The 19,325-nt window shown below is 74.0% G+C and carries 16 protein-coding genes; 11 read left to right on the top strand and 5 right to left on the bottom strand.

The genetic code is table 11. The features are described 5' to 3' along the window. Positions 1-548: 548 nt before the first annotated feature. The 4 genes from FB457_RS13165 to FB457_RS13150 all read left to right on the top strand — a co-directional run bounded on the left by FB457_RS13165 (position 549) and on the right by FB457_RS13150 (position 5,008). Positions 549-770: a hypothetical protein gene (locus tag FB457_RS13165; protein ID WP_047015821.1), complete on the top strand. Its 222-nt coding sequence runs from the start codon at positions 549-551 to the stop codon at positions 768-770. 135 nt (positions 771-905) lie between these two features. After that, entirely contained in the window at positions 906-3,080 is a 2,175-nt protein-coding gene (locus FB457_RS13160) for a 4-alpha-glucanotransferase (protein ID WP_145781942.1), read from the top strand. Next, positions 3,073-4,728, top strand: coding sequence for an alpha-L-fucosidase (locus FB457_RS13155; RefSeq protein WP_145781940.1), 1,656 nt, complete (start codon positions 3,073-3,075; stop codon positions 4,726-4,728). The genes FB457_RS13160 and FB457_RS13155 overlap by 8 nt, the downstream gene beginning before the upstream one ends. A gap of 55 nt (positions 4,729-4,783) precedes the next feature. Further along, positions 4,784-5,008 carry a hypothetical protein gene (locus FB457_RS13150; RefSeq protein ID WP_018834246.1) on the top strand — a complete coding sequence of 75 codons (225 nt, stop codon included), beginning with the start codon at positions 4,784-4,786 and terminating at the stop codon, positions 5,006-5,008. Between the two features lie 151 nt (positions 5,009-5,159). Here FB457_RS13150 and FB457_RS13145 read toward each other — a convergent pair whose 3' ends face one another. Together FB457_RS13145 and FB457_RS13140 are read right to left on the bottom strand one after the other, a co-directional pair. Then, complete coding sequence (locus FB457_RS13145) at positions 5,160-5,957, bottom strand: VOC family protein (protein ID WP_145781939.1); 798 nt, start codon at positions 5,955-5,957, stop codon at positions 5,160-5,162. 94 nt (positions 5,958-6,051) lie between these two features. After that, a complete protein-coding gene (locus FB457_RS13140; RefSeq protein ID WP_145781937.1) occupies positions 6,052-6,579 on the bottom strand; it encodes a DUF1203 domain-containing protein in 528 nt (175 codons plus the stop codon). Positions 6,580-6,704: 125 nt separating this feature from the next. Between FB457_RS13140 and FB457_RS13135 the strand changes: the two genes are divergently transcribed. The 7 genes from FB457_RS13135 to amaP all read left to right on the top strand — a co-directional run bounded on the left by FB457_RS13135 (position 6,705) and on the right by amaP (position 11,639). Further along, positions 6,705-8,129 (top strand): RNA polymerase subunit sigma-70, encoded by a 1,425-nt coding sequence (locus tag FB457_RS13135; RefSeq protein ID WP_145781935.1) that lies wholly within the window; start codon positions 6,705-6,707, stop codon positions 8,127-8,129. Between the two features lie 272 nt (positions 8,130-8,401). Beyond that, positions 8,402-9,184: an SDR family NAD(P)-dependent oxidoreductase gene (locus FB457_RS13130; protein ID WP_047015815.1), complete on the top strand. Its 783-nt coding sequence runs from the start codon at positions 8,402-8,404 to the stop codon at positions 9,182-9,184. Between the two features lie 169 nt (positions 9,185-9,353). Beyond that, positions 9,354-9,839, top strand: a complete 486-nt coding sequence (locus FB457_RS13125) for an Asp23/Gls24 family envelope stress response protein (protein WP_047015814.1) — start codon at positions 9,354-9,356, stop codon at positions 9,837-9,839. Between the two features lie 42 nt (positions 9,840-9,881). Beyond that, entirely contained in the window at positions 9,882-10,085 is a 204-nt protein-coding gene (locus tag FB457_RS13120; RefSeq protein WP_047015813.1) for a hypothetical protein, read from the top strand. A 7-nt stretch (positions 10,086-10,092) separates the two neighbouring features. After that, the gene (locus FB457_RS13115; RefSeq protein WP_047015812.1) at positions 10,093-10,473 is read left to right on the top strand and encodes an Asp23/Gls24 family envelope stress response protein; all 381 of its coding nucleotides are present in this window, start codon (positions 10,093-10,095) and stop codon (positions 10,471-10,473) included. Further along, positions 10,470-11,033, top strand: coding sequence for a DUF6286 domain-containing protein (locus FB457_RS13110; protein ID WP_047015811.1), 564 nt, complete (start codon positions 10,470-10,472; stop codon positions 11,031-11,033). The genes FB457_RS13115 and FB457_RS13110 overlap by 4 nt, the downstream gene beginning before the upstream one ends. A gap of 6 nt (positions 11,034-11,039) precedes the next feature. After that, the gene (gene amaP / locus FB457_RS13105; protein ID WP_047015810.1) at positions 11,040-11,639 is read left to right on the top strand and encodes an alkaline shock response membrane anchor protein AmaP; all 600 of its coding nucleotides are present in this window, start codon (positions 11,040-11,042) and stop codon (positions 11,637-11,639) included. Between the two features lie 140 nt (positions 11,640-11,779). Here amaP and pepN read toward each other — a convergent pair whose 3' ends face one another. The 3 genes from pepN to FB457_RS13090 form a co-directional block, all read right to left on the bottom strand. Beyond that, on the bottom strand, positions 11,780-14,362 hold the full coding sequence (gene pepN / locus FB457_RS13100; protein WP_047015809.1) for an aminopeptidase N: 2,583 nt from the start codon (positions 14,360-14,362) through the stop codon (positions 11,780-11,782). Between the two features lie 148 nt (positions 14,363-14,510). Beyond that, the gene (locus FB457_RS13095) at positions 14,511-15,548 is read right to left on the bottom strand and encodes an aspartate-semialdehyde dehydrogenase (protein ID WP_145781933.1); all 1,038 of its coding nucleotides are present in this window, start codon (positions 15,546-15,548) and stop codon (positions 14,511-14,513) included. 226 nt (positions 15,549-15,774) lie between these two features. After that, positions 15,775-19,101, bottom strand: coding sequence for a S8 family serine peptidase (locus FB457_RS13090; protein ID WP_145781932.1), 3,327 nt, complete (start codon positions 19,099-19,101; stop codon positions 15,775-15,777). Positions 19,102-19,325: the final 224 nt, after the last annotated feature.

The following is a 19,325-nucleotide window of genomic DNA, read 5'->3' as shown; positions in this document are numbered from 1 at the left end:
TCCGGCTGCCGGCCGTCTTCGCGACCGTACGCCGACGCTGTCGACTGCTCATCGCCCGTGCGTTTCACGGCGGTTAAGGATGCGCGTACGTGTGCCGTACACCAGTCCCGCACCGCCCGTGCCCTCGCGGGGCGCAGGCGAGAGCCCACCACCGCGATGCCGCCGCTGTCAACGCGCCGGTCGGCCCCGATCCGCCGGACGGGCGAGCGAGGGTACCCGCGCCGCACCGCCGCGGCACCCCCGGCCTGCGCGGGAGCCGGTGTGCGGGTCCGCCGCGGCGGGGCAGGCGCTCCGCCTGTCGCACGGCCCGGTGCGCGGCCGGGGGCGCGGTCCCGCGCGCGGCCGTCTTCCGTCCCGCCCGCCCCGGCGGAAAAAGCGGGCCGGGAGGGTGCACGCGCCCCAGCTCTTGCGTTCTACAGGCCCCCCTACAGTGAATTCGCCCGTTCCGGGTACTGTGACGTATGGCACGAACGCGTGTCGCCACGACTGCCGGGCCCTTGATCGGGTAGCGGCGGACGTGACCAGCCGCCGACCGAGGAGGATCCGCGGTGACCGCTCCCGCTCCGTTCGAAGTCAGCCACGACCACCACCTCAAACCCGTCGAGGGCGCCGACCCCGACTACGGCCTGGCGGGCTCCTGCTCCTGCGCCGAGCTGCCGCTGACCAGCGAGCCCCCGCTGGCCGCGGGCACTCCCCTGACCAGCGAGCCGCCGCTCGCCGCCGAGGACAACCTCATCAGCGAGCCGCTGCCGCCCGTTCACTTCACGTGACGGCCTGCTGACGGCGCGCGGCTGCCGCAGTACGATCAGCCTTCCGGTTCACCCCGGCGGCGACCCTCCGGGGCCCGCGACCTGGTAGGCGGGTGGCGCCGGAGCCGATGACGTCGCATACCACCTGGGGGTGGCATGTCTCTGGCGCGGTTAGCTGCGCTGCACGGAGTCGCGGTCTCGTACGCACGTACGCCCGGCCGTGCCGTCCAAGTCCCCGAGGGCACCCTCGTCGCCGTCCTCGCCGCGCTCGGCGTGGACGCCGCCGGGCCCGCCGCCGTCGCCGCGTCGCTCGCGGCGTACGAAGCGGCCGAACGGGACCGCCTCCTGCCCGCGACCCTCGTGCCGCGCGCGGGCACCGTCCTGGACCCCGGGCCGCTGCCGCCCGGCACCGCGACCGCCCTGGCCGGCGAGGACGGCGCGGAACTCGACCCGCGCGCCCCGCTCCCGCCCGGCGTGCACACCCTCACCGCCACCGCCCCCGACGGGCGCACCGGCAAGGCCAGCGTCATCGCCGCCCCCGCGCGCGTGCCGCAGCCGGCCAGGCGCGGCGCCGGGCTCGCGCTCCCGCTGCCCGCGCTGCTGTCGACCCGCTCCTGGGGCATGGGCGACCTCGGCGACCTGGCGGAGCTGGCCGCCTGGTCGGCGCGCACCCACGGCCTGGACTTCGTGCAGCTGGGCCCGTTGCACGCCGCGGTCCCCGGCACCGCGGGCCGGCCGGCGGACCCGTCCCCGTACCTGCCGTCCTCCCGTCGCTTCACCGACCCCGTGCACCTGCGGATCGAGGACATACCCGAGTACCGCTACCTCGCCCCCGACGACCGCGCCCAGGCCGCCGAACTGGCCGGCCGCGCCGCCGCGTTGCGCGACCAGGTGCGCGCCAAGGGCGGGCTCGTCGACCGCGACGAGGTGTGGCGGCTCAAGCGCGCCGCGCTGGAGCTGCTGCTGCGCGTCGAGCTGACGCCCGGCCGCCGCGTCGCGTACCACCACTTCCTCGCCGAACAGGGCCAGCCCCTCGACGACTACGCCGCCTGGTGCGCGCTGGCCGAGATCCACGGCCCCGACTGGCGCTCCTGGCCCGGCGGCCTCTCCGACCCGCGCTCCAACGCCACCACCCGCGCCCGGCACGACCTGCTCGACCGCATCGACTTCCACTGCCGGCTCGCCTGGCTCACCGACAACCAGCTCTGGCGGGCCCAGCGGATCGCCCGGGACGCGGGCATGGCCGTCGGCGTCATCCACGACCTGGTGGCCGGCGTGCACCCCTCGGGCGCCGACGCGTGGGCGGAGCAGTCCGTCCTCGCCGCCGGCTGCACCGCGGGCACCGCACCGCGCGACGGCGACGCCCGCGGCACCGACCGGGGCGTGCCGGTGTGGCGGCCCGACCGGCTGGCCGCGGCGGGCTACGGCCCGTACCGCTCGGTGCTGCGCGCCGCGCTGCGGCGGGCCGGGGCGCTGCGCGTCGGACACGTGGGCGGGCTGTTCCGGCAGTGGTGGGTGCCGGCCGGCCGGCCGCCGGCGGAGGGCACGTACGTCTCGTACGACGCGGAGGCGATGCTCGGCGTGCTGGCGCTGGAGGCGCACCGGGCGGGTACGCCCGTGATCGGAGACGACCAGGAGGACCCGGCGGAGCCCGCGGTACGGGACGCGCTGGCGGCGCGCGGCGTGCTGGGCACCTCGGCGCTGTGGACCCAGCGTGAACCGGCGCCGGAGACTCCCGGCGGCGTGCCGTGCCCGCGGCCGCCGGAGCGCTGGCGGGCCGACGCGCTCGCCTCCGTCACCGGGCACGGCCTGCCGCCCACCGCCGCCCGGCTCAGCGGCGCGCACCTGACGCTCCGCCACGAACTCGGCCTCGTCGAAGGGCCGCTGCCCGCCGCCCGCGCCGCCGACGCGGTGGAGGTCGGCGCCTGGCTCGACCTGCTCGACCGGCTGCGGCTGCTGCCCGGCGGCCGGGCCGACGAGGCGTCCGTCATCACCGGCCTGTACCGCTTCCTCGCCCGCACCCCCGCCCGGCTCGTCGCCGTCTGGCTGCCCGACGCGGTCGGCGACCGGCGCCCGCAGCACGTGCCGGGCGCGGGGGCGGCGTACCCGGGCTGGCGGCTGCCGGTCGCCGATCCGGACGGCCGCACGGTCCTCCTGGAGGAACTGGCCGACGCGCCGCGGACGCACCGGCTGCTGGCGGAGGTGGTGCGCGAACTCGGCGGCCGGGCCGGCGCGCGGCCCGGCGGTGACGCGTCCGGCGCAGTGTCCGGCGGCGCGGAGTCCGGAGGCGGGGGACCGGGCCGTACGAGCGAGGAGGCACCCCGTGCGTAGAGCCGCCCGCTCCGTCGGCACCGGAGCCGCGGCCGTCGCCCTCACGGCGACCGCCCTGCTGCCGGCGGCCGGCGAGCCCGCGGCCGCCGCCGACGAGTGCACCCGGCCGATCGAGCCCGCCTCCCGGATGACCGTCGAGGACTGCGACACCCCCGAGCGCATCCTCGCCAAGGCCGCCCACATCGTGCCCACGCGCGGCCAGCTCGCCTGGCAGGGGCGCGAGGTGACCGCCTTCACCCACTTCGGCATGAACACCCTCACCGGCCGCGAGTGGGGCTCCGGCGCGGAGGACCCGGCGCTCTTCGACCCGGGGCGCGTCGACGTCGCCCAGTGGATGCGCACGTACAGGGCGATGGGCGCCGAGATGGCCATGCTCACCGCCAAGCACCACGACGGCTTCAACCTCTACCCGACGCGCTACTCCGACCACTCCGTGGCCGCCAGCCCGCACAGCCGCGACCTCCTCGGCACGTACGTCAAGGAAGCCCGCAGGGCCGGGCTCGGCGTCGGCGTCTACCTCTCGCCGTCTGACGGCGCCGAACTGCCGCACGCCTGGCACGCAGGCTGGCTCGCGGACCTGCGGGAGAAGCAGGAGGCCGGCGAGCCGCTGACGAGCGTCGAGCGCACCGCGCTCGCGGACGGCGGCCCGCCCTCGGGCCACGGCCGCTACGGCAACGGCAGCCCCGTGCGCACGCACACCATCCCCACCCTCGCCGAGGGCGACGACCGCGCCGACGACGTGGCGGCCGGGCGGCTGCCGACGTTCACGGTGCGCGCGAACGACTACGACGCCTACTACCTGAACCAGGTCTACGAACTCTTCACCGAGTACGGCCCCATCGACGAGCTGTGGCTCGACGGCGCCAACCCGTGGCGGGACGCGGGCATCACGCAGGAGTACGACTACCGGCAGTGGTACGAGCTGATCCACGCGCTCTCCCCCGACACCGTCGTCTTCCAGGGCCCGCAGGGCATCCGCTGGGTCGGCAACGAGCGCGGCGTCGCCCGCGAGACCGAGTGGAGCGTCACCCCGCACACCGTCGACCCCCGGTCCACGCACGGCGCGCTGCCCAACGACTCCACCGACGCCGACATCGGCTCGCGCGCCCGGCTGCTGGCGGACGGCGTGCGGTACCTGCAGTGGTATCCGGCGGAGGCCGACGTCTCCAACCGCCCCGGCTGGTTCCACCACCCCGGGGAGCGGCCGAAGACCGCGGACGAACTCTTCGCGCTGTACGAGCAGAGCGTCGGCCGCAACGCCCCGCTGCTGCTCAACGTGCCGCCCGCGCGCGACGGCCGGATCGCCCCCGAGGACGTACGCGAACTGCGCGCCTTCGGCGACCGGGTGCGCGCGGTGTACGGCGAGAACCTGCTGGACCGGCGCGGGCCGCAGACCTTCGACCGGGTCCGTCTCGCGGAGGACATCCGGCACGGCCAGCGCGTCGAGCGCTTCGCGGTGGAGGCGCGGGATCCGGCGACGGGCCAGTGGCGCCGGATCGCGGCGGGCACGACGATCGGCGCGTACCGGATCCTGCCGCTCGCCGCCCCGGTGACGGCGGACGAGCTGCGGGTACGGGTGGAGGAGGCGCGGGCCGAGCCGCGGCTGCTCCCGGTGACGGCGCATCTGAGCACGGCGGGGAGCGCGTAGCGCGTTAGACGACCCCGGGCGCGCGGGTGGCGGCGGTGTTCGCTACGGTTTGAGCGTGGACAGGAAGAAGACTCTGCGCGCCGGCGCGCTCGCCGCCGGGACGGCGCTGATCATGCTGATGTCGTCCCCCGCCGCCTCCGCGCTCAACCGCGACGACGGTGACGACCCGGGCCCCGGGCTGAGCGTTGCGGAGACCCTCGGTCTCTTCGTGCTCACCCCGCTGGTGGCCTTCGCGGTGATCGCCGGACTGGTGGTCGCGGCGGAGAAGAAGAAGAGCTGACGCGGGCGGGTATATCCGCCGCGCGCCGGCGCCTGCTCCGTGCCCCGGAGCAGGCGCTTTTGGCGTGCCCGCGCGGGCCCGCGATGTCTGCCGCGCCCGGTGGGCCGGGGCCCGGCGCCTCGGCACCCGGCCCCGGCCGCTGCCCCCCGCGTCAGGCGAATTCCGGCATGTCACCGACCGTGCGGTCGACGTCGATCACGGTGAACGACGCACCCTGCGGGTCCTCAAGGGTCGCCATCCGCCCGAACGGCGAGTCCTGCGGCCCGAACGTCACGCTGCCGCCGCGCCGCCGCGTCGTCTCCACGGCCCGGTCGCAGTCGTTCACCGCGAAGCAGACGCCCACGTGCGGGGGCGTGCCGGCCGGGAAGACGTTGCCGCTCATCTCCGCCCGGCCGATGAGCGGATCGCCGTCGCCGACGCTCCACACGGCGTAGTCCATGGTGTCGTCCTGCATCTTGCGCACCCGGTAGCCGAAGACCTCGGGGAAGAACTCGTCGGCGTGGGCGGGGTTGTTGGTGTCGACCTCGGCCCAGCAGAAGGTGCCGGGCTCGCCGATCGCGGCGAAGCCCTCGTGGCTGCCGGACTCCCACAGGCCGAACCGGATGCCGTCCGGATCCTCCGCGATGGCCATCGTGCCGTACGGGCCGACCTCCATCGGGCCCATGAGGACCCGCCCGCCGTGCTCGCCGACGTGCGTGGCGGTGGCATCGGCGTCGGGCGTGGCGAAGTAGAGCGTCCAGCCCGCGGGAGCCTCCTCCGCTCCCGGCATGGGCGGCGCGAGACCGGCGGCGACGCCGCTCTCCGCCATGGCCTGGGTGTAGTGCCCGGAGGCCTCGCCCCCGTCCTCGAAGGTCCAGCCGAAGACGTCGGCGTAGAAGCTCTTCGCGGCCTCGAGGTCGGGGAAGGTCGCGTCCGCCCAGGTGGGTGCGCCTTCGGGTCGTACGGTCATGATCTGTCGCCTCCTCTGAGGCTGGGGGGTATTGCGCGGATTCGTGCGCACTTCTCACGCTAGCCCCGCGGCGAGCCGCTCGCGCGCGGACGGCTCAGGGGCGCCGTACCTCGTACAGGAAGCAGCCGTACTCCACCGCCCGCACGTGCACGAACGCGACCTCGGGCGCCGCGAAGGCCGCCGCCAGCGCCCGCGCGGTCGCCGCCTCCGCCTCGGCCGGGTCCTCCGGCAGCCGCAGCGCGGCGCCGCCGGCGATCCGGCCGCCCGTGTCGTAGCGCCGGAACGCCCGCAGGGCGGCGGTCTCGGCGAACGGATAGCCGCTGCCGGGCACGGGCCCGGCACACTCCCCGGCGTGCACGAAGACCGGGCCCTGCTCGTCGTACGCCCCGGGATCCACCCCGGCCGCGGCGGCCCAGCGGCGCAGGGGCGCGTACGACACGAGCGCGATCCGCTCCCCGGCCCGGCTCCGCCGCAGACAGCAACGCAGCGGCGCACCGCCTTCACCGTCGGCCACCGTCCGGGCGGGGCGCCCGGCGTCGTCGGCTTCGCGGAGCTGTGCGAGGACGGCCGGGGGGATGGGGGCGGGGCGGTAGGCGGCGGGGGCTTCCGATGTCGTCGTCATGCCGTCCAGGCTGCGCGCCGCGGGCCGCGGACGCTGGCGGGAATCCGACGTCAGGTTCGGTGTCGGCGGACCCTGGCAGAATTGCGTCACGCACCGACCGGGTGACGCAGACCAGGGGAGGAACCGTGTCCGCACCGGACGCCACGTGCCCGGCCTGCGGCGGCCCCGTGCCCGCGCGCGCCGGCCGCCGGGGCCGCACGTCCGTCTACTGCTCCGCCGCCTGCCGCCAGCGCGCCTACCGCGCGCGCCGCGTCCCCGGGGCGGCCGGGTCCGTGCGGGAGCTGATATCCGACGTCGCCGAGCGCGCCGGGCGGCTCACGCCGCAGCCGCCGGAGACGTTCTACGCGGACGTGACGGAGCTATCGTCGTCGGTGGGGCGGCTGCGGCGCATCGCGCGCACGGCCAGGGACGCGGCGGGGACCGCGGAGGACGTCACGCCGGAAAACGTCACGCCGGAAAACGTCACGCCGGAGAGCGTGACGGTGGAGAGCGAGACGCCCGAGGAAGCGCACGAAAACGTCACGCCGCTACCCGTGACGCATGAGGAGCCGGGCTCCGGCGCCCCCGACGACGCGGACTTCGCCGCCCTGATGGAGGCGTACCGCCGCGAACTGCAGGTCCACTGCTACCGGATGACCGGCTCGTACGACGAGTCGGAGGACCTCGTACAGGAGACGTTCCTCAAGGCGTGGCGCCGCCGCGAGACCTACGAGGGCCGTGCCGCCGTGCGCGCCTGGCTCTACCGCATCGCCACCAACACCTGCCTCGACCACCTCCGCCGCCACTCCCGCACCCCCGCCCGCTACGAGCGGCTGCCCGGCATGGCCCACGGCGACGCCGAGCCGCCCGCGCGTATCACCTGGCTCCAGCCCTACCCCGACGAGCTGCTGGCCGACGTGCCCGCGGCCGACGCGGGTCCGGAGGCCCAGGCCGTCGCCCGCGAGACCGTCGACCTGGTCTTCCTCGCCGCACTCCAGCACCTGCCGCCCCGCCAGCGGGCGGCCCTCGTGCTGCGCGACGTCGTCGGCCTGCCCGCCGCGGAGACCGCCCGGCTGCTGGACCTGAGCACCGCCGCCGTCAACAGCGCCCTGCAGCGCGCCCGGCCCGCGCTGCGCGCGCACCTGCCCGCGGGGAAGCGCGCGGAGTGGGCGCCCCTCACGCCGCCGACGCCGGAGGAGCTGGCCGCCGTCGACCGGTACCGGGAGGCGGCCGAGCGGCTCGACATGGCGGCGATGGCGGCCCTGCTGACGGAGGACGCGACACTGACGATGCCGCCGAACCCGTTCTGGTTCGTCGGGCGGCAGACGATCGTGGACTTCGTCTCCCAGTCGCTCGACCCGGCCCTGCCCGGCTTCTTCGGCGACTGGCGGCACGTGCCGACCCGCGCCAACGGCCGCCCGGCGGTCGCCGGTTACGTGCGCCGGCCGGGCACGACCGTGTACCGGGCGCAGACGCTGGAGGTGCTGAGGGTCGAAGGAGGGCGGATCGCCGAGATCACCACCTTCGAGCCGCATCTGCTGACGGCCTTCGGGCTGCCGATGACGCTCTGAACAGCGGCGTCTTCCCGGCGTACGGCAGAGCGCGGGCGCCCCGGCGGCTACGGGCCCGGGCCCGTGTGCCCTGGCATCGTGGACCGGGATCCGGGAACCCCTCCCCCCGCCACACACCCCTCACCCCGACGGCGCCGGAGTCCTGCTGGGCGGGGGCATTCGGGCGAACACGGGGGACCGTGCCGCGGACGCCGGGCGGGGAGCGATGACTGCCGCGGCCCGCGTGCGTCTCAATGGCCGACATCACCCGATGACGACAGCCAGGAGAGACCATGCTGCTGCAGGAGAAGAACGCGATCGTCTACGGCGCCGGCGGCGCCATCGGTGCCGCGGTCGCCCGTACCTTCGCCCGCGAGGGCGCCCGCGTCCACCTCACCGGCCGGCACGCGGCCAACGTCGAACTGGTGGCGAGGGACATCAACGAGTCCGGCGGCACCGCCCACGCGGCGGTCGTGGACGCGCTGGACGAGCACGCGGTGGAGGAGCACGCGGCCCGCGTGGCGGAGGAGGCGGGCTCCCTCGACGTGAGCATCAACCTGATCACCCGCAACGACGTCCAGGGCACCCCGCTGGTCGACCTGTCCGTCTCGGACTACGTCTCCTGCGTCACGCGCGGCCTCACGACCAACTTCGTCACCGCCCGCGCGGCGGGCAAGCGGATGGCGGCGCAGGGCTCGGGCGTCATCCTGGCGCTCAACAGCGGCTCGTCCCACACCAGCCCGATGATGGGCGGCACCTGCCCCGCGGACGCGGCGATCGACACCCTCATCCGCTCCCTCGCCCAGGAACTGGGCCCGAGCGGCGTCCGCGCCGCGGGCCTGTGGGCGGCCGGCGTCCCGGAGACCCTCACCCCGCAGAAGCTCGGCGCGGTCAACCCGGCGATGGCCACCCCGGAAGCCCTCCGCGGCGTCCTCGACACCCTCGACGGCCTCCGCATGCTTCCGGCCTCCCCCCGCCTGAAGGAGATCGCCGACCTGGCCGCCTTCCTCGCCTCCGACCACGCGGGCGCGGTCACCGGCACCTGGGTGAACGCCACGGCGATGTTCCCGAGCTGACCGTCCCCGGGGACCGGTGGCGACCCCGCCGGTCCCGCCTGTGACCGTCACGGCCGACCGGAATCTTCACCTCATTGATGCACAAAGTCGGCGATAAGTGTCTGAAATGTCGTCTTCAGTGCAAAGTATGTAAAAGGTATTTTTCTGATCGAGGGAGAGGTGGCTTGGGATGGCCGACGAGGCGGAAGAGGTGCGGTCCGGGGGCCGTCAGAGCGGTGAGGGCGGACGGGCGGGCAGCGCCGGCAGGCACGTCGCGCCGGGTGATCGCGGCCGGACCACCATCGCCGACGGCGTGGTGGAGAAGATCGCCGGGCTGGCCGCCAGGGACGTGCCGGGGGTGCATGCCATGGGCGGCGGTATGGCGCGTACGCTCGGCGCCGTCCGCGACCGGGTTCCCGGCGATTCGAGAAGCAGGTCGACCGTCACCCGCGGCGTGAAGGCCGAGGTCGGCGAGGTCCAGTGCGCCCTCGATCTCGATCTCGTGGTCGATTACGGCTTCGCCATCGCGGACCTGGCCTCGGAGGTCAGGCAGAGCGTCATCGCCGCGGTGGAGCGGATGACGGGCCTGGAAGTCGTCGAGGTCAACATCGCGGTCGACGACGTCAAACTGCCCGACGAAGAGGACGAAGAGGGCGATGGCAGAACGATCAGGTAGTCCGGTCCGCTGCCGGCCCCGGCTCCGAGTGGGGAGCACGTGATGAGCATGGCCGTGGTCGGCATGGTGGCCGGGATGGCGGCGGGTTTCGCCGGGTACTTCGGCGGCTTCGGAGCCTTCATCGTGGTGGTGGTGCTCGGCCTGATCGGGTTCTTCCTCGGGCGGTTCGCCGACGGCGACCTGGAACTGGGCGACTTCTTCGGAACCCGCGGCGGAAGCGGCGACCGCTTCGACCGGCGTAGGTGAAGGCCCGGTGACGACACCAGAAGCGTCCCGTGTAGAGGCCGCAGCCCGGGGCGCAACCCATGTCGCGGACCGGGTGGTGGCCAAGATCGCCATGCAGGCGGCGCGTGAAGCGCTGCGCGCAAGCAGCCCGGCCGACGGCCCCATGAGGGCGAACGCGCGCGCCAAGGCATCGGTACACCGCCAGGGCGGGAACGGCCTCGGTCAGGCGCACGTCCAGGTCGACGTCGACCTGGACTACCCCACACGGATCGGCAGCCAGTGTGCCGAAGTCCGCCGGCACGTGCGCGAACGCGTCGAACACCTGGCGGGCATGTCCGTGCGCCAGGTCGCCGTCAGCGTCGAGCATCTGCACGGGCCGCAATCGTCTGACGTGGAGCGGGTGCGATGAGCGAGGAGCACTTCCCCGACGACCGCGCCCGGCGGTTCTGGTCGGCCCGCAGGGTTCCCGCGGGCATCGTCGCACTCGTCGTGCTGGTCGCCTCCGGGTTCCTGCTCTACGACGTGGTATCCGTACGCGCGGGCCGACCCGGGATGTACTGGCGCCGCTGGCTCGCCCACAAGCTGTCCACCGTCCACCTGGACAACACCTGGGTCCTGGCCAGCAGTGCCGCCATCGCCGCGATCGGACTCTGGCTCCTGGTCATGGCGCTCACTCCCGGACTGCGCCATCTTCTGCCGATGCGGCGACCGTCCGCTGACATCCGCGCCGGCCTCGACCGCTCGGCGGCCGGCCTGATCCTGCGTGACCGTGCCATGGAAGTCCCCGGCGTCCAGTCGGCGAAGCTGTCCGTCGGCCGGCGACGTGCCAAGGCGCGCGCGGTCTCCCACTTCCGCGACCTGGACGACGTACGCGACGAACTCCGCACCACCCTGGACCAGGAACTGCGCCACCTGGGGCTGGCCCGCCGGCCGACAGTCTCCGTCCGCGCAAAACGAGCGAAGAAGTGAGGTGACATGCGCCAGGCACGCCTGATCGTCAATCGGCTGCTGCTCGGGGCCTGCGGTCTGGTCCTTCTCGGCTTCGGCGGGACTGCACTGCTGGGCGGCCTGGACCTCCTGCGCCGGTGGCGTTTCCCCGACGCCTGGCCCTGGGACCGCCCTCAACAAGTACTGCTCAGCAACGCCGACCGAACCCGGTGGCGCGATGAGGGATGGTGGTGGCCCGTCGTCATCGCCGCCCTGGCCGTCATCCTCCTGCTCACTCTCTGGTGGCTGCTGGCCCAGGTGCGTCGGCGCCAGCTGAGCCAGGTACTGGTGGACACCGAGAGCGGGGAAACGGCCCAGGTCAGGGCCCGCGCCCTGGAAGACGCCCTGTCTGCGGAGGCAGGCTCTTTTCCCGGCGTCGACCGGGCCAGCACCCGCCTGGTCGGCCGACGCACCCACCCCCGCACCTGGCTGTCCCTGCGCCTGGCCCCGCACGCCGATCCCGCCGGAACCCTCGTGCGGCTCGCCGACGAGGCGCTGGCCCACGCCCGCGACGCCGTAGGGACAGACCGGCTACCGACGGAGGTCCGGCTTCGGGCAACCTCACACCGTGCAGGCCGCGTCCTGTGAATGCTCCCGTACCCCTGCCTGCGGGCCGGCTCCTCGCCCGCCATGGCGGTGTACGGGTCGTGGCCGGGACGCCCGGCCCCGGCCAGCCCTCCTCCGCTCGATCTGCGGCTCCGCCCGGGAAGGGGACCCGCCCGCCCGGATCAGGGCGTCGCGGCAGCCGCGTCGGCCTGCTGGGCTCTCAGGGCGCGTTCCACGCCGGCGCGGGATTCCGTCACCATGCGGCGCAGGGCCGGGGACGGCTGGGTCTCCGTGAGCCAGGCGTCCGTGGCGTCCAGGGTGGCCTGGGAGACCTGGAGGGCCGGGTAGAGGCCGACGACGATCTGCTGGGCGATCTCGTGGCTGCGGGAGTCGAAGACGTCCTTCACCGCGTCGAAGTACTTCGCCGTGAACGGGGCCAGCAGCTCGCGCTGGTCGGTCTGGACGAAGCCGGCGATCACCGCCTCCTGCACCGCGTTGGCCAGGTTGCCCTCCTCCACGACCTCCGTCCACGCCCGTGACTTGGCCGCCGCGGTCGGCTGGGCCGCCCGGGCGGAGGCCGCGTGTCGTTCGCCGGCCGCGGTCTTGTCGCGCTCCAGCTCCGCCGCGATGGCGTCCTCGCCGGCCCGGCCGGTGGCGGCCAGGCGGTGCAGCAGGGCCCAGCGCAGCTCCGTGTCGACGTCGAGCCCCTCGATCGTGCGGGAGCCGTCGAGGAGGCCGGCGAGCAGGTCGAGTTGGCCGTCGGTGCGGGCGGTGGCCGCGAGGGCGCGGGCCCAGGCGAGCTGGTGATCGCCGCCCGGCTCGGCGGCGTGGAGCCGGGTCTCGGCCTCGGCCGACCAGCGGGCCAGGCCCGTCTCGCGCCAGTCGGGGGCGGCGTAGAGGTCGAGGGCCAGCTTCACCTGGCGGTGCAGGGACTGCACCACGCCGATGTCGCTCTCCTTGCGGATGCCGGAGAGGACGAGGTCCAGGTAGTCGCGGGTGGCCAGCTCGCCGTCGCGGGTCATGTCCCAGGCGGACGCCCAGCACAGCGCGCGCGGCAGCGTGGTCTCGAAGTCGCCGAGGTGCCGGGTGACCACGTCCAGGGAGGCGGGGTCGAGCCGGACCTTGGCGTAGGTGAGGTCGTCATCGTTGAGCAGGACGACCGCGGGGCGGGGGCGGCCCGCCAGTTGCGGCACGTCAGTCAGCTCGCCGTCGATGTCCAGCTCCAGCCGGTCCGTACGGACCAGCCGGCCGTCCTTCAAGTCGTACAGCCCGACGGCGATGCGGTGCGGGCGCAGCACCGGCTCGCCCTTGGCGCCCGCGGGCAGCGCCGGGGCCTCCTGGCGGATGGCGAACGACGTGACCACGCCGTCGGCGCCGGTCTCCAGCTCGGGCCGCAGCACGTTGATCCCGGCGGTCTCCAGCCACGCCTTGGACCAGGCCGCCAGGTCGCGCCCGCTGGTCTCCTCCAGGGCGCCGAGCAGGTCGCTCAGCCGGGTGTTGCCGAAGGCGTGGCGCTTGAAGTACGCCTGCACGCCGCGGAAGAACTCGTCCTCGCCGACGTACGCCACGAGCTGCTTGAGCACCGAGGCGCCCTTGGCGTACGTGATGCCGTCGAAGTTGACCAGCACGTCGTCGAGATCGGTGATCTCGGCCATGATCGGGTGGGTGGAGGGCAGCTGGTCCTGCCGGTACGCCCACGTCTTCATCTGGTTCGCGAACGATGTCCACGCGTGCGGCCAGCGCGAGCCGGGCGCCTGGGCGAGGCAGGCGGTGGAGGAGTAGGTGGCGAACGACTCGTTCAGCCAGAGGTCGTTCCACCACTCCATGGTCACCAGGTCGCCGAACCACATGTGGGCCAGCTCGTGCAGGATCGTGTCGGCCCGCATCTCGTACGCCGCGTCGGTGACCTTGGAGCGGAACACGTACTGGTCGCGGAAGGTGACCGCGCCCGCGTTCTCCATCGCGCCCGCGTTGAACTCCGGGACGAAGAGCTGGTCGTACTTCTCGAACGGGTACGGGTAGTCGAACCGCTTCTGGAACCAGTCGAAGCCCTGCCGGGTGACGTCGAAGATCGCCTCCGCGTCCAGGAACTCCGCGAGCGAGGGCCGGCAGTACACGCCCAGCGGCACCGTCCGCCCGTCGCCCTCCCAGGTGCCGTGCACCGACGTGTAGGGCCCGGCGATCAGCGCGGTGATGTACGTCGACATCCGCGGCGTGGGCGTGAAGCGCCACACCCCGGCCGCCGGCTCCGGCGACGGTGAGTTGGAGATGACCTGCCAGCCCTCCGGCGCGGTCACCGTGAAGGCGAACGTCGCCTTCAGGTCCGGCTGCTCGAAGGTGGCGAACACCCGGCGCGCGTCCGGGACCTCGAACTGCGTGTACAGGTACGTCTCGCCGTCGACCGGGTCGACGAAGCGGTGCAGACCTTCACCCGTATTGGTGTATGCGCAGTCGGCGACGACCCGCAGCTCGTTCTCCCCCGCGCGCAGCCCCCGCAGGGCGATCCGGGAGTCGGCGAAGACCTCGGCGGCATCGAGCGCGGTGCCGTTCAGCACCACCTCGTGCACCTCGGGCGCGATGAGGTCCGCGAAGGTCTCCGCGCCCTCCTCGGCGGCCGAGAACCGCACCGTCGTCACCGACCGGAAGGTGCCCCCCTCTGCGGCCTCCTTGGCGCCGGAGATGTCGAGATCGATCTCGTACGCGTCCACCTTCAGCAGGCGCGCGCGCTCCTGCGCCTCTTCCCGGGTCAGATTCGTGCCAGGCACCTGGGCTACTCCTTACCCCTACGACTGACCGCAATCCTCGCACGCCGGCCCCCCGCGTGAAGCGGCCTGTGGATGACGGCGGCGCCCCCGCCCGTACGGCCCGTGCCGGCCTGTGGAAAACCCGGCCGGACGGAGGCGCGCCCCCGGCTCAGGACCGCGCTTCGGCCGCCACCAGCTCCGCGATCTGCACCGCGTTCAGCGCCGCGCCCTTGCGCAGGTTGTCGCCGGAGAGGAAGAGCGCCAGCCCGTTCTCCGCGGTCTCGTCCCGGCGGATGCGCCCGACGTACGACACGTCCCGCCCGGCCGCGCCCAGCGGCGTCGGCACGTCCGCGAGCGCGACGCCCTCCGCCCCGGCCAGCACCTCGGCGGCCCGCGCGGGGCTCAGCGGCTCCGCGAAGCGGGCGTTGACCTGGAGCGAGTGGCCGGTGAAGACCGGGACGCGGACGCAGGTGCCGGAGACCTTCAGCTCCGGGATCTCCAGGATCTTGCGCGACTCGTGCCGCAGCTTCTGCTCCTCGTCCGTCTCGTCGAGCCCGTCGTCGACGAGGGAGCCGGCCATCGGCAGCACGTTGTACGCGATCGGGGCCACGTACTTCGCCGGCTCGGGGAACGCGACCGCCGCGCCGTCCCGCGTCAGCTTCGGCGCGTCCTCGCCGGCGGCGCGGACCTGCTCGTACAGCTCGTCCACGCCGGCCAGGCCGGAGCCGGAGACCGCCTGGTAGGTGGCGACGACCATGGAGACCAGGCCCGCCTCGCGGTGCAGCGGCTTGAGCACCGGCATCGCGGCCATCGTGGTGCAGTTCGGGTTGGCGATGATGCCCTTGGGGCGGTCGGCCACCGCGTGCGGGTTGACCTCGGAGACCACCAGCGGCACCGCGGGGTCGCGGCGCCACGCGGAGGAGTTGTCGATCACGACGGGGCCCTGCGCCGCGACCTTCTCGGCGATGGCCCTGGAGGTGGCGCCGCCGGCGGAGAACAGCACGATGTCGAGCCCGGAGTAGTCGGCGGTGCCGGCGTCCTCCACCGTGACCGTACCCCCCGGAGCGTCCCGCCACGGCAGCGTGCGCCCCGCGGACCGGGCCGACGCGAACAGGCGAAGCTGGTCGACCGGGAAGGTCCGCTCGGCGAGGATGTCGCGCATCACTCCGCCGACCTGGCCGGTGGCTCCGACGATTCCGATCTTCATGGCTCTCCGTTCACGGGTGCGGGTCCGCCCACCATGATGCCGGGCGCCGGGCGGCTGGCTCCAGTCGTTTCCCCTGCCCAGCCGCCCGCCGCAGGTGCGCTCGCGCGGAGGACTGAGACGCATGCCACAGGGGCGGGACACCGGCAGGCCCGGCGTCCCGCCCCCGCGGGTGGTCGTCAGAGCGTACGGGCGGCGCACACCGCGCCCACGGCGTACGCCGGGCGTGCTACGGCACCACCGTGCCGATCCGCACGCTGCCCGCGCCCGCCACCGTGCCGCGGGCGTTCCGCAACTGCACCTCGCCGAAGAACTCGCGCCCCTCGGGCCCGGGCGCCGCGACCGTGACCTCGGCACCGACCTCGGCGCTCGCGCCGCTGTCCAGCTCCACCGGCTCGTCGGCGACGCCCACCTCGCCCAGCGCCGGGGAGAAGTACACATCGCGGTAGTCGTACGCCGTCGTGCCCGCCGGCACGTCGTAGGCGTAGACCTCCACCGTGTACGTCCCGGGCTCCGGGTCGGTGAGGGTGACGCCCTCCTCCGAGTCGGCGTCCGCGGACTGCGCGACCGGCTCGCCGTCGCGGTAGACCGTCAGGTCCAGGTCCGCGTTGGCGTCCGAGGTGGCGCCGATCACCGCGTCGAACCGGGTGACGCCCTCGCCGACCTCGACCGTCGTGGTGTTCGTGTCACCGTCGGCGATCTCCGGCCGGGTCGACAGACCGGAGCCGAGCGGCCCGCCGGCGAGCTTGCCGGCCACCGGGGCGAACCCGTTGGTCACCGTCCACTCCACCGGGCTCGGGGTGCCGACCTTCGCCTCGTCGATCGTCTGCACCTCGGGGTCGAAGGCCGCGCCGAGCACGGCCGCCTCGACCGTGAAGGGGTTGTCCAGCTCCGGCGAGGTGCGCCGCGACTCGACCTCGATCTCCCAGACGCCCGGCATCGGGTTGTCGTAGGAGCGCAGGTCGGGGCGGCAGGTGTTGGCCGGGTTGTCGTAGTTGTTGTAGCAGAAGGGCGTCGACGTCTCGTCGGCCGGGATGCCCCACGGGTCGATCGCGATCCAGCGGGTCTGGCTCTTGCCCCTGAGCCCGCTCATCGCCACCTCCAGGGTCTTCGCGCCCTCGGGGACCTTCACGAAGTACGAGCGCGTGGAGTTGCGCTGCACCTCGTTCGACACCTGGTGGCCGTACGCCGGCGCCGCCAGCTCCTGCGAGGTGACCACGGTGGTCAGCACCCGGTGGTCGATGCCCTCGGTGCGCTTGCCGTCGACCAGCAGGGCGGCGCTGTGCAGCCCCGCCGAGCGCGGCTTGGCCTGCACCTTCACGGTCACGGGCTGGCCGCGGCGGAGCGTGACGTCGTCGTCGCCGAGCAGCTTGAACGTGCCGTCGTTGCCCTGCCACTCCAGCTCGTGCGGCGTGCCGCCGGCCGGGCCGGAGGTGCGGGTGAGGGTGATCTCGTACGTCTCGGACCCGCCGCGCGCCGGGCCGCTCTCGCGGTCGTAGACGCCGGTGCCCACGCCGGGCGTGGCGAGGAAGCCGTCGAGGACGGTGTCGACGGGCGCCTCGACCTTGTACTCGTACGCCGTGGCGCCGTCCTCCAGGGAGTCCCAGGCGTCGACGATGTCGACCAGGCCCGCGCCCTCCGCGTACGTCTGCACGCCGGGGATGTGGTCGGCGGTGGACGTCAGCGCGGTGCGCAAGGCGTTCGGCGTGACGTCGATGCCCTCCCGCTCGGCGGCGGACAGCAGCAGCGCCGCGGCGCCCGCGGTCTGCGGCGAGGACATCGAGGTGCCCTGGAGCATGCCGTAGCCGGGCGGCAGTGCGTACCCGGCCTCGGCGACCGGCGAGCCGGGCTGCCAGGTCGGGATGGTGTTCACCGACGCGCCGGGGGCGGTGATCGTCGGGGTGGCGCCACCGTCCTCGCGCGGGCCGCGGGAGGAGAACGGCATCATCGCGTATCTCGTCCTGACCTGGCTGCCGTAGTTGGCGGCCCAGGTCTCGCGGGACACGGCCGCGCCGACGCTGATGACCTTGTCGGCCAGGCCGGGGTCGCCGATGGTGTTGGCGCCGGGGCCGTCGTTGCCCGCGGAGATGACGAGCTGCACGCCGTAGGTGTCGATGAGCCGGTTGTAGAGCGCGGCGCGGGCGTTGTTGCCGTCGTTGAGCGGCGGCAGGCCGCCGATGGACATGTTGACGACGTCGACGCCGCGGTTGGCGACCAGGTCGATCATGCCCTCGGTGAGCGCGACCGCGGTGCAGCCGCCGCTCCAGGTGCAGGCCCGGGAGGAGACGAGCTTGGCGCCGGGCGCGGCGCCGTTCATCCTGCCGCCGAAGAGGCCGTTCGCCGCGGTGATGCCGGCGACGTGGGTGCCGTGCGCGCCCTCGACGACGCCGATGTTGACGAAGTCCTCCTTCTTGCCGATCCAGTCCCCGCCGTACGGGTCCATCGGCACGTCCTTGCGGATCTCCACGACGAACGGGATCGCCTCGGCGATCGCCGTGCCCGGGTCGTCGGCGCCGAAGTACCGGAACTCGTGGTCCTCGCCGTACGGCGCCATCGGCTTGTCGTTCGTGAAGTCGCCGTCGTCGCCGAGGTCGACGCGCACGGTCCCGGCCGCCGCGTCGTACAGCAGCGCCCAGGAGTCGGTGGTGTCGCCGTCGCGGTTGAGGTCGCCCCGCATCTCGCCGCCGAGCGTGGCGTTCTCGCTGAAGAGGTTCACGGAGTAGTCGCCGCGCGGGGCGGTGTACTCGCGGTCGTTGAACGTGAAGGCGGGGCCCGAGACGTCGGTGACCATCGGGCGCCAGGTGCGGTCGCCGTCGACGATCGGGTCGGTGGCCGTCACCCAGTCGGTGATCTTGCGCTCGCCGGTGGTGGTCTTGCGCAGCGCGGGGTGGGCGAGGTCGACGCCGGAGTCGAGGATGCCGATGGTGACGCCGCGGCCGTCGGCCTTCGGGTGCTTCTCGACGAAGTCGACGGCGCCGGTCTCGTGGGCCGGCTGGTACGGGTTCTCGGCCGGGGTCGAGCGGCCGGGGGCCGGGTAGGCGCCCTGCGCGCCGCTGCCCTTGCCGCCCTTGTCGCCCTCGGCCCGGTCGGCTTCGGGCCGCGGGTCGGGCAGCTCGATCTCCTCGTTCAGATCGATGCCCTGGACCGCGGAGAGCTTCGCGGCGCCGGCGATGGCGGCGTCGGCGCGGCCGGTGGGCACGGTCGCGCGGACGTAGCCGAGTCTGTCGTGCGTACGGCCGACGGAGGCGCCGCGTACGGCGCGGAAGGTGTCGGCGACCTCGGCGGCCTGCCCGGGCTCGACGGCGACCAGCAGCGTGACGTTCTTGGCGCCCGCGGCCTTCGCCTCGGCGAGCAGTTCGGCGTCCTTCGCGCCGAGTTTGTCCGCCGCGGCCTTGGGCCGGTCGGGCTCCGGTGCGCCCTCCGCGGCCTGGGTTGCCGCCGAGCCGGTCGCGGTGAGCACGGCGGCCAGCCCGGCCGCGAGGGCTATTCGGGCGGCGGCGCGCGGCCGTCCGCCCCCCGGTATGCGTCCGGGCGTGCGTCTGGGAGAGATCGTCATCTCTGGTTCAACCCCCACCTGTGTGGAAACCGGCATCCGGTGCCGACTGTCCGCATATTTATCAGCAAGGAACGCGTGCGCGGGGGGAGTTGCGAGTGGCGGATTGCGGCGTTGGCGCATAGCCGCCAGGAGGGCGCGCGCGGCGCTTTCCCGCCGCCATGAACCCACGGTGACCGTCGCCACTCGAACGGGCGAGGATCGCGTGTCCATTGCGCGGTGTTTTC

The sequence above is a fragment of the Streptomyces sp. CNZ287 genome, assembly GCF_007827615.1.
This window is presented reverse-complemented; position numbering and strand designations above follow the sequence as displayed.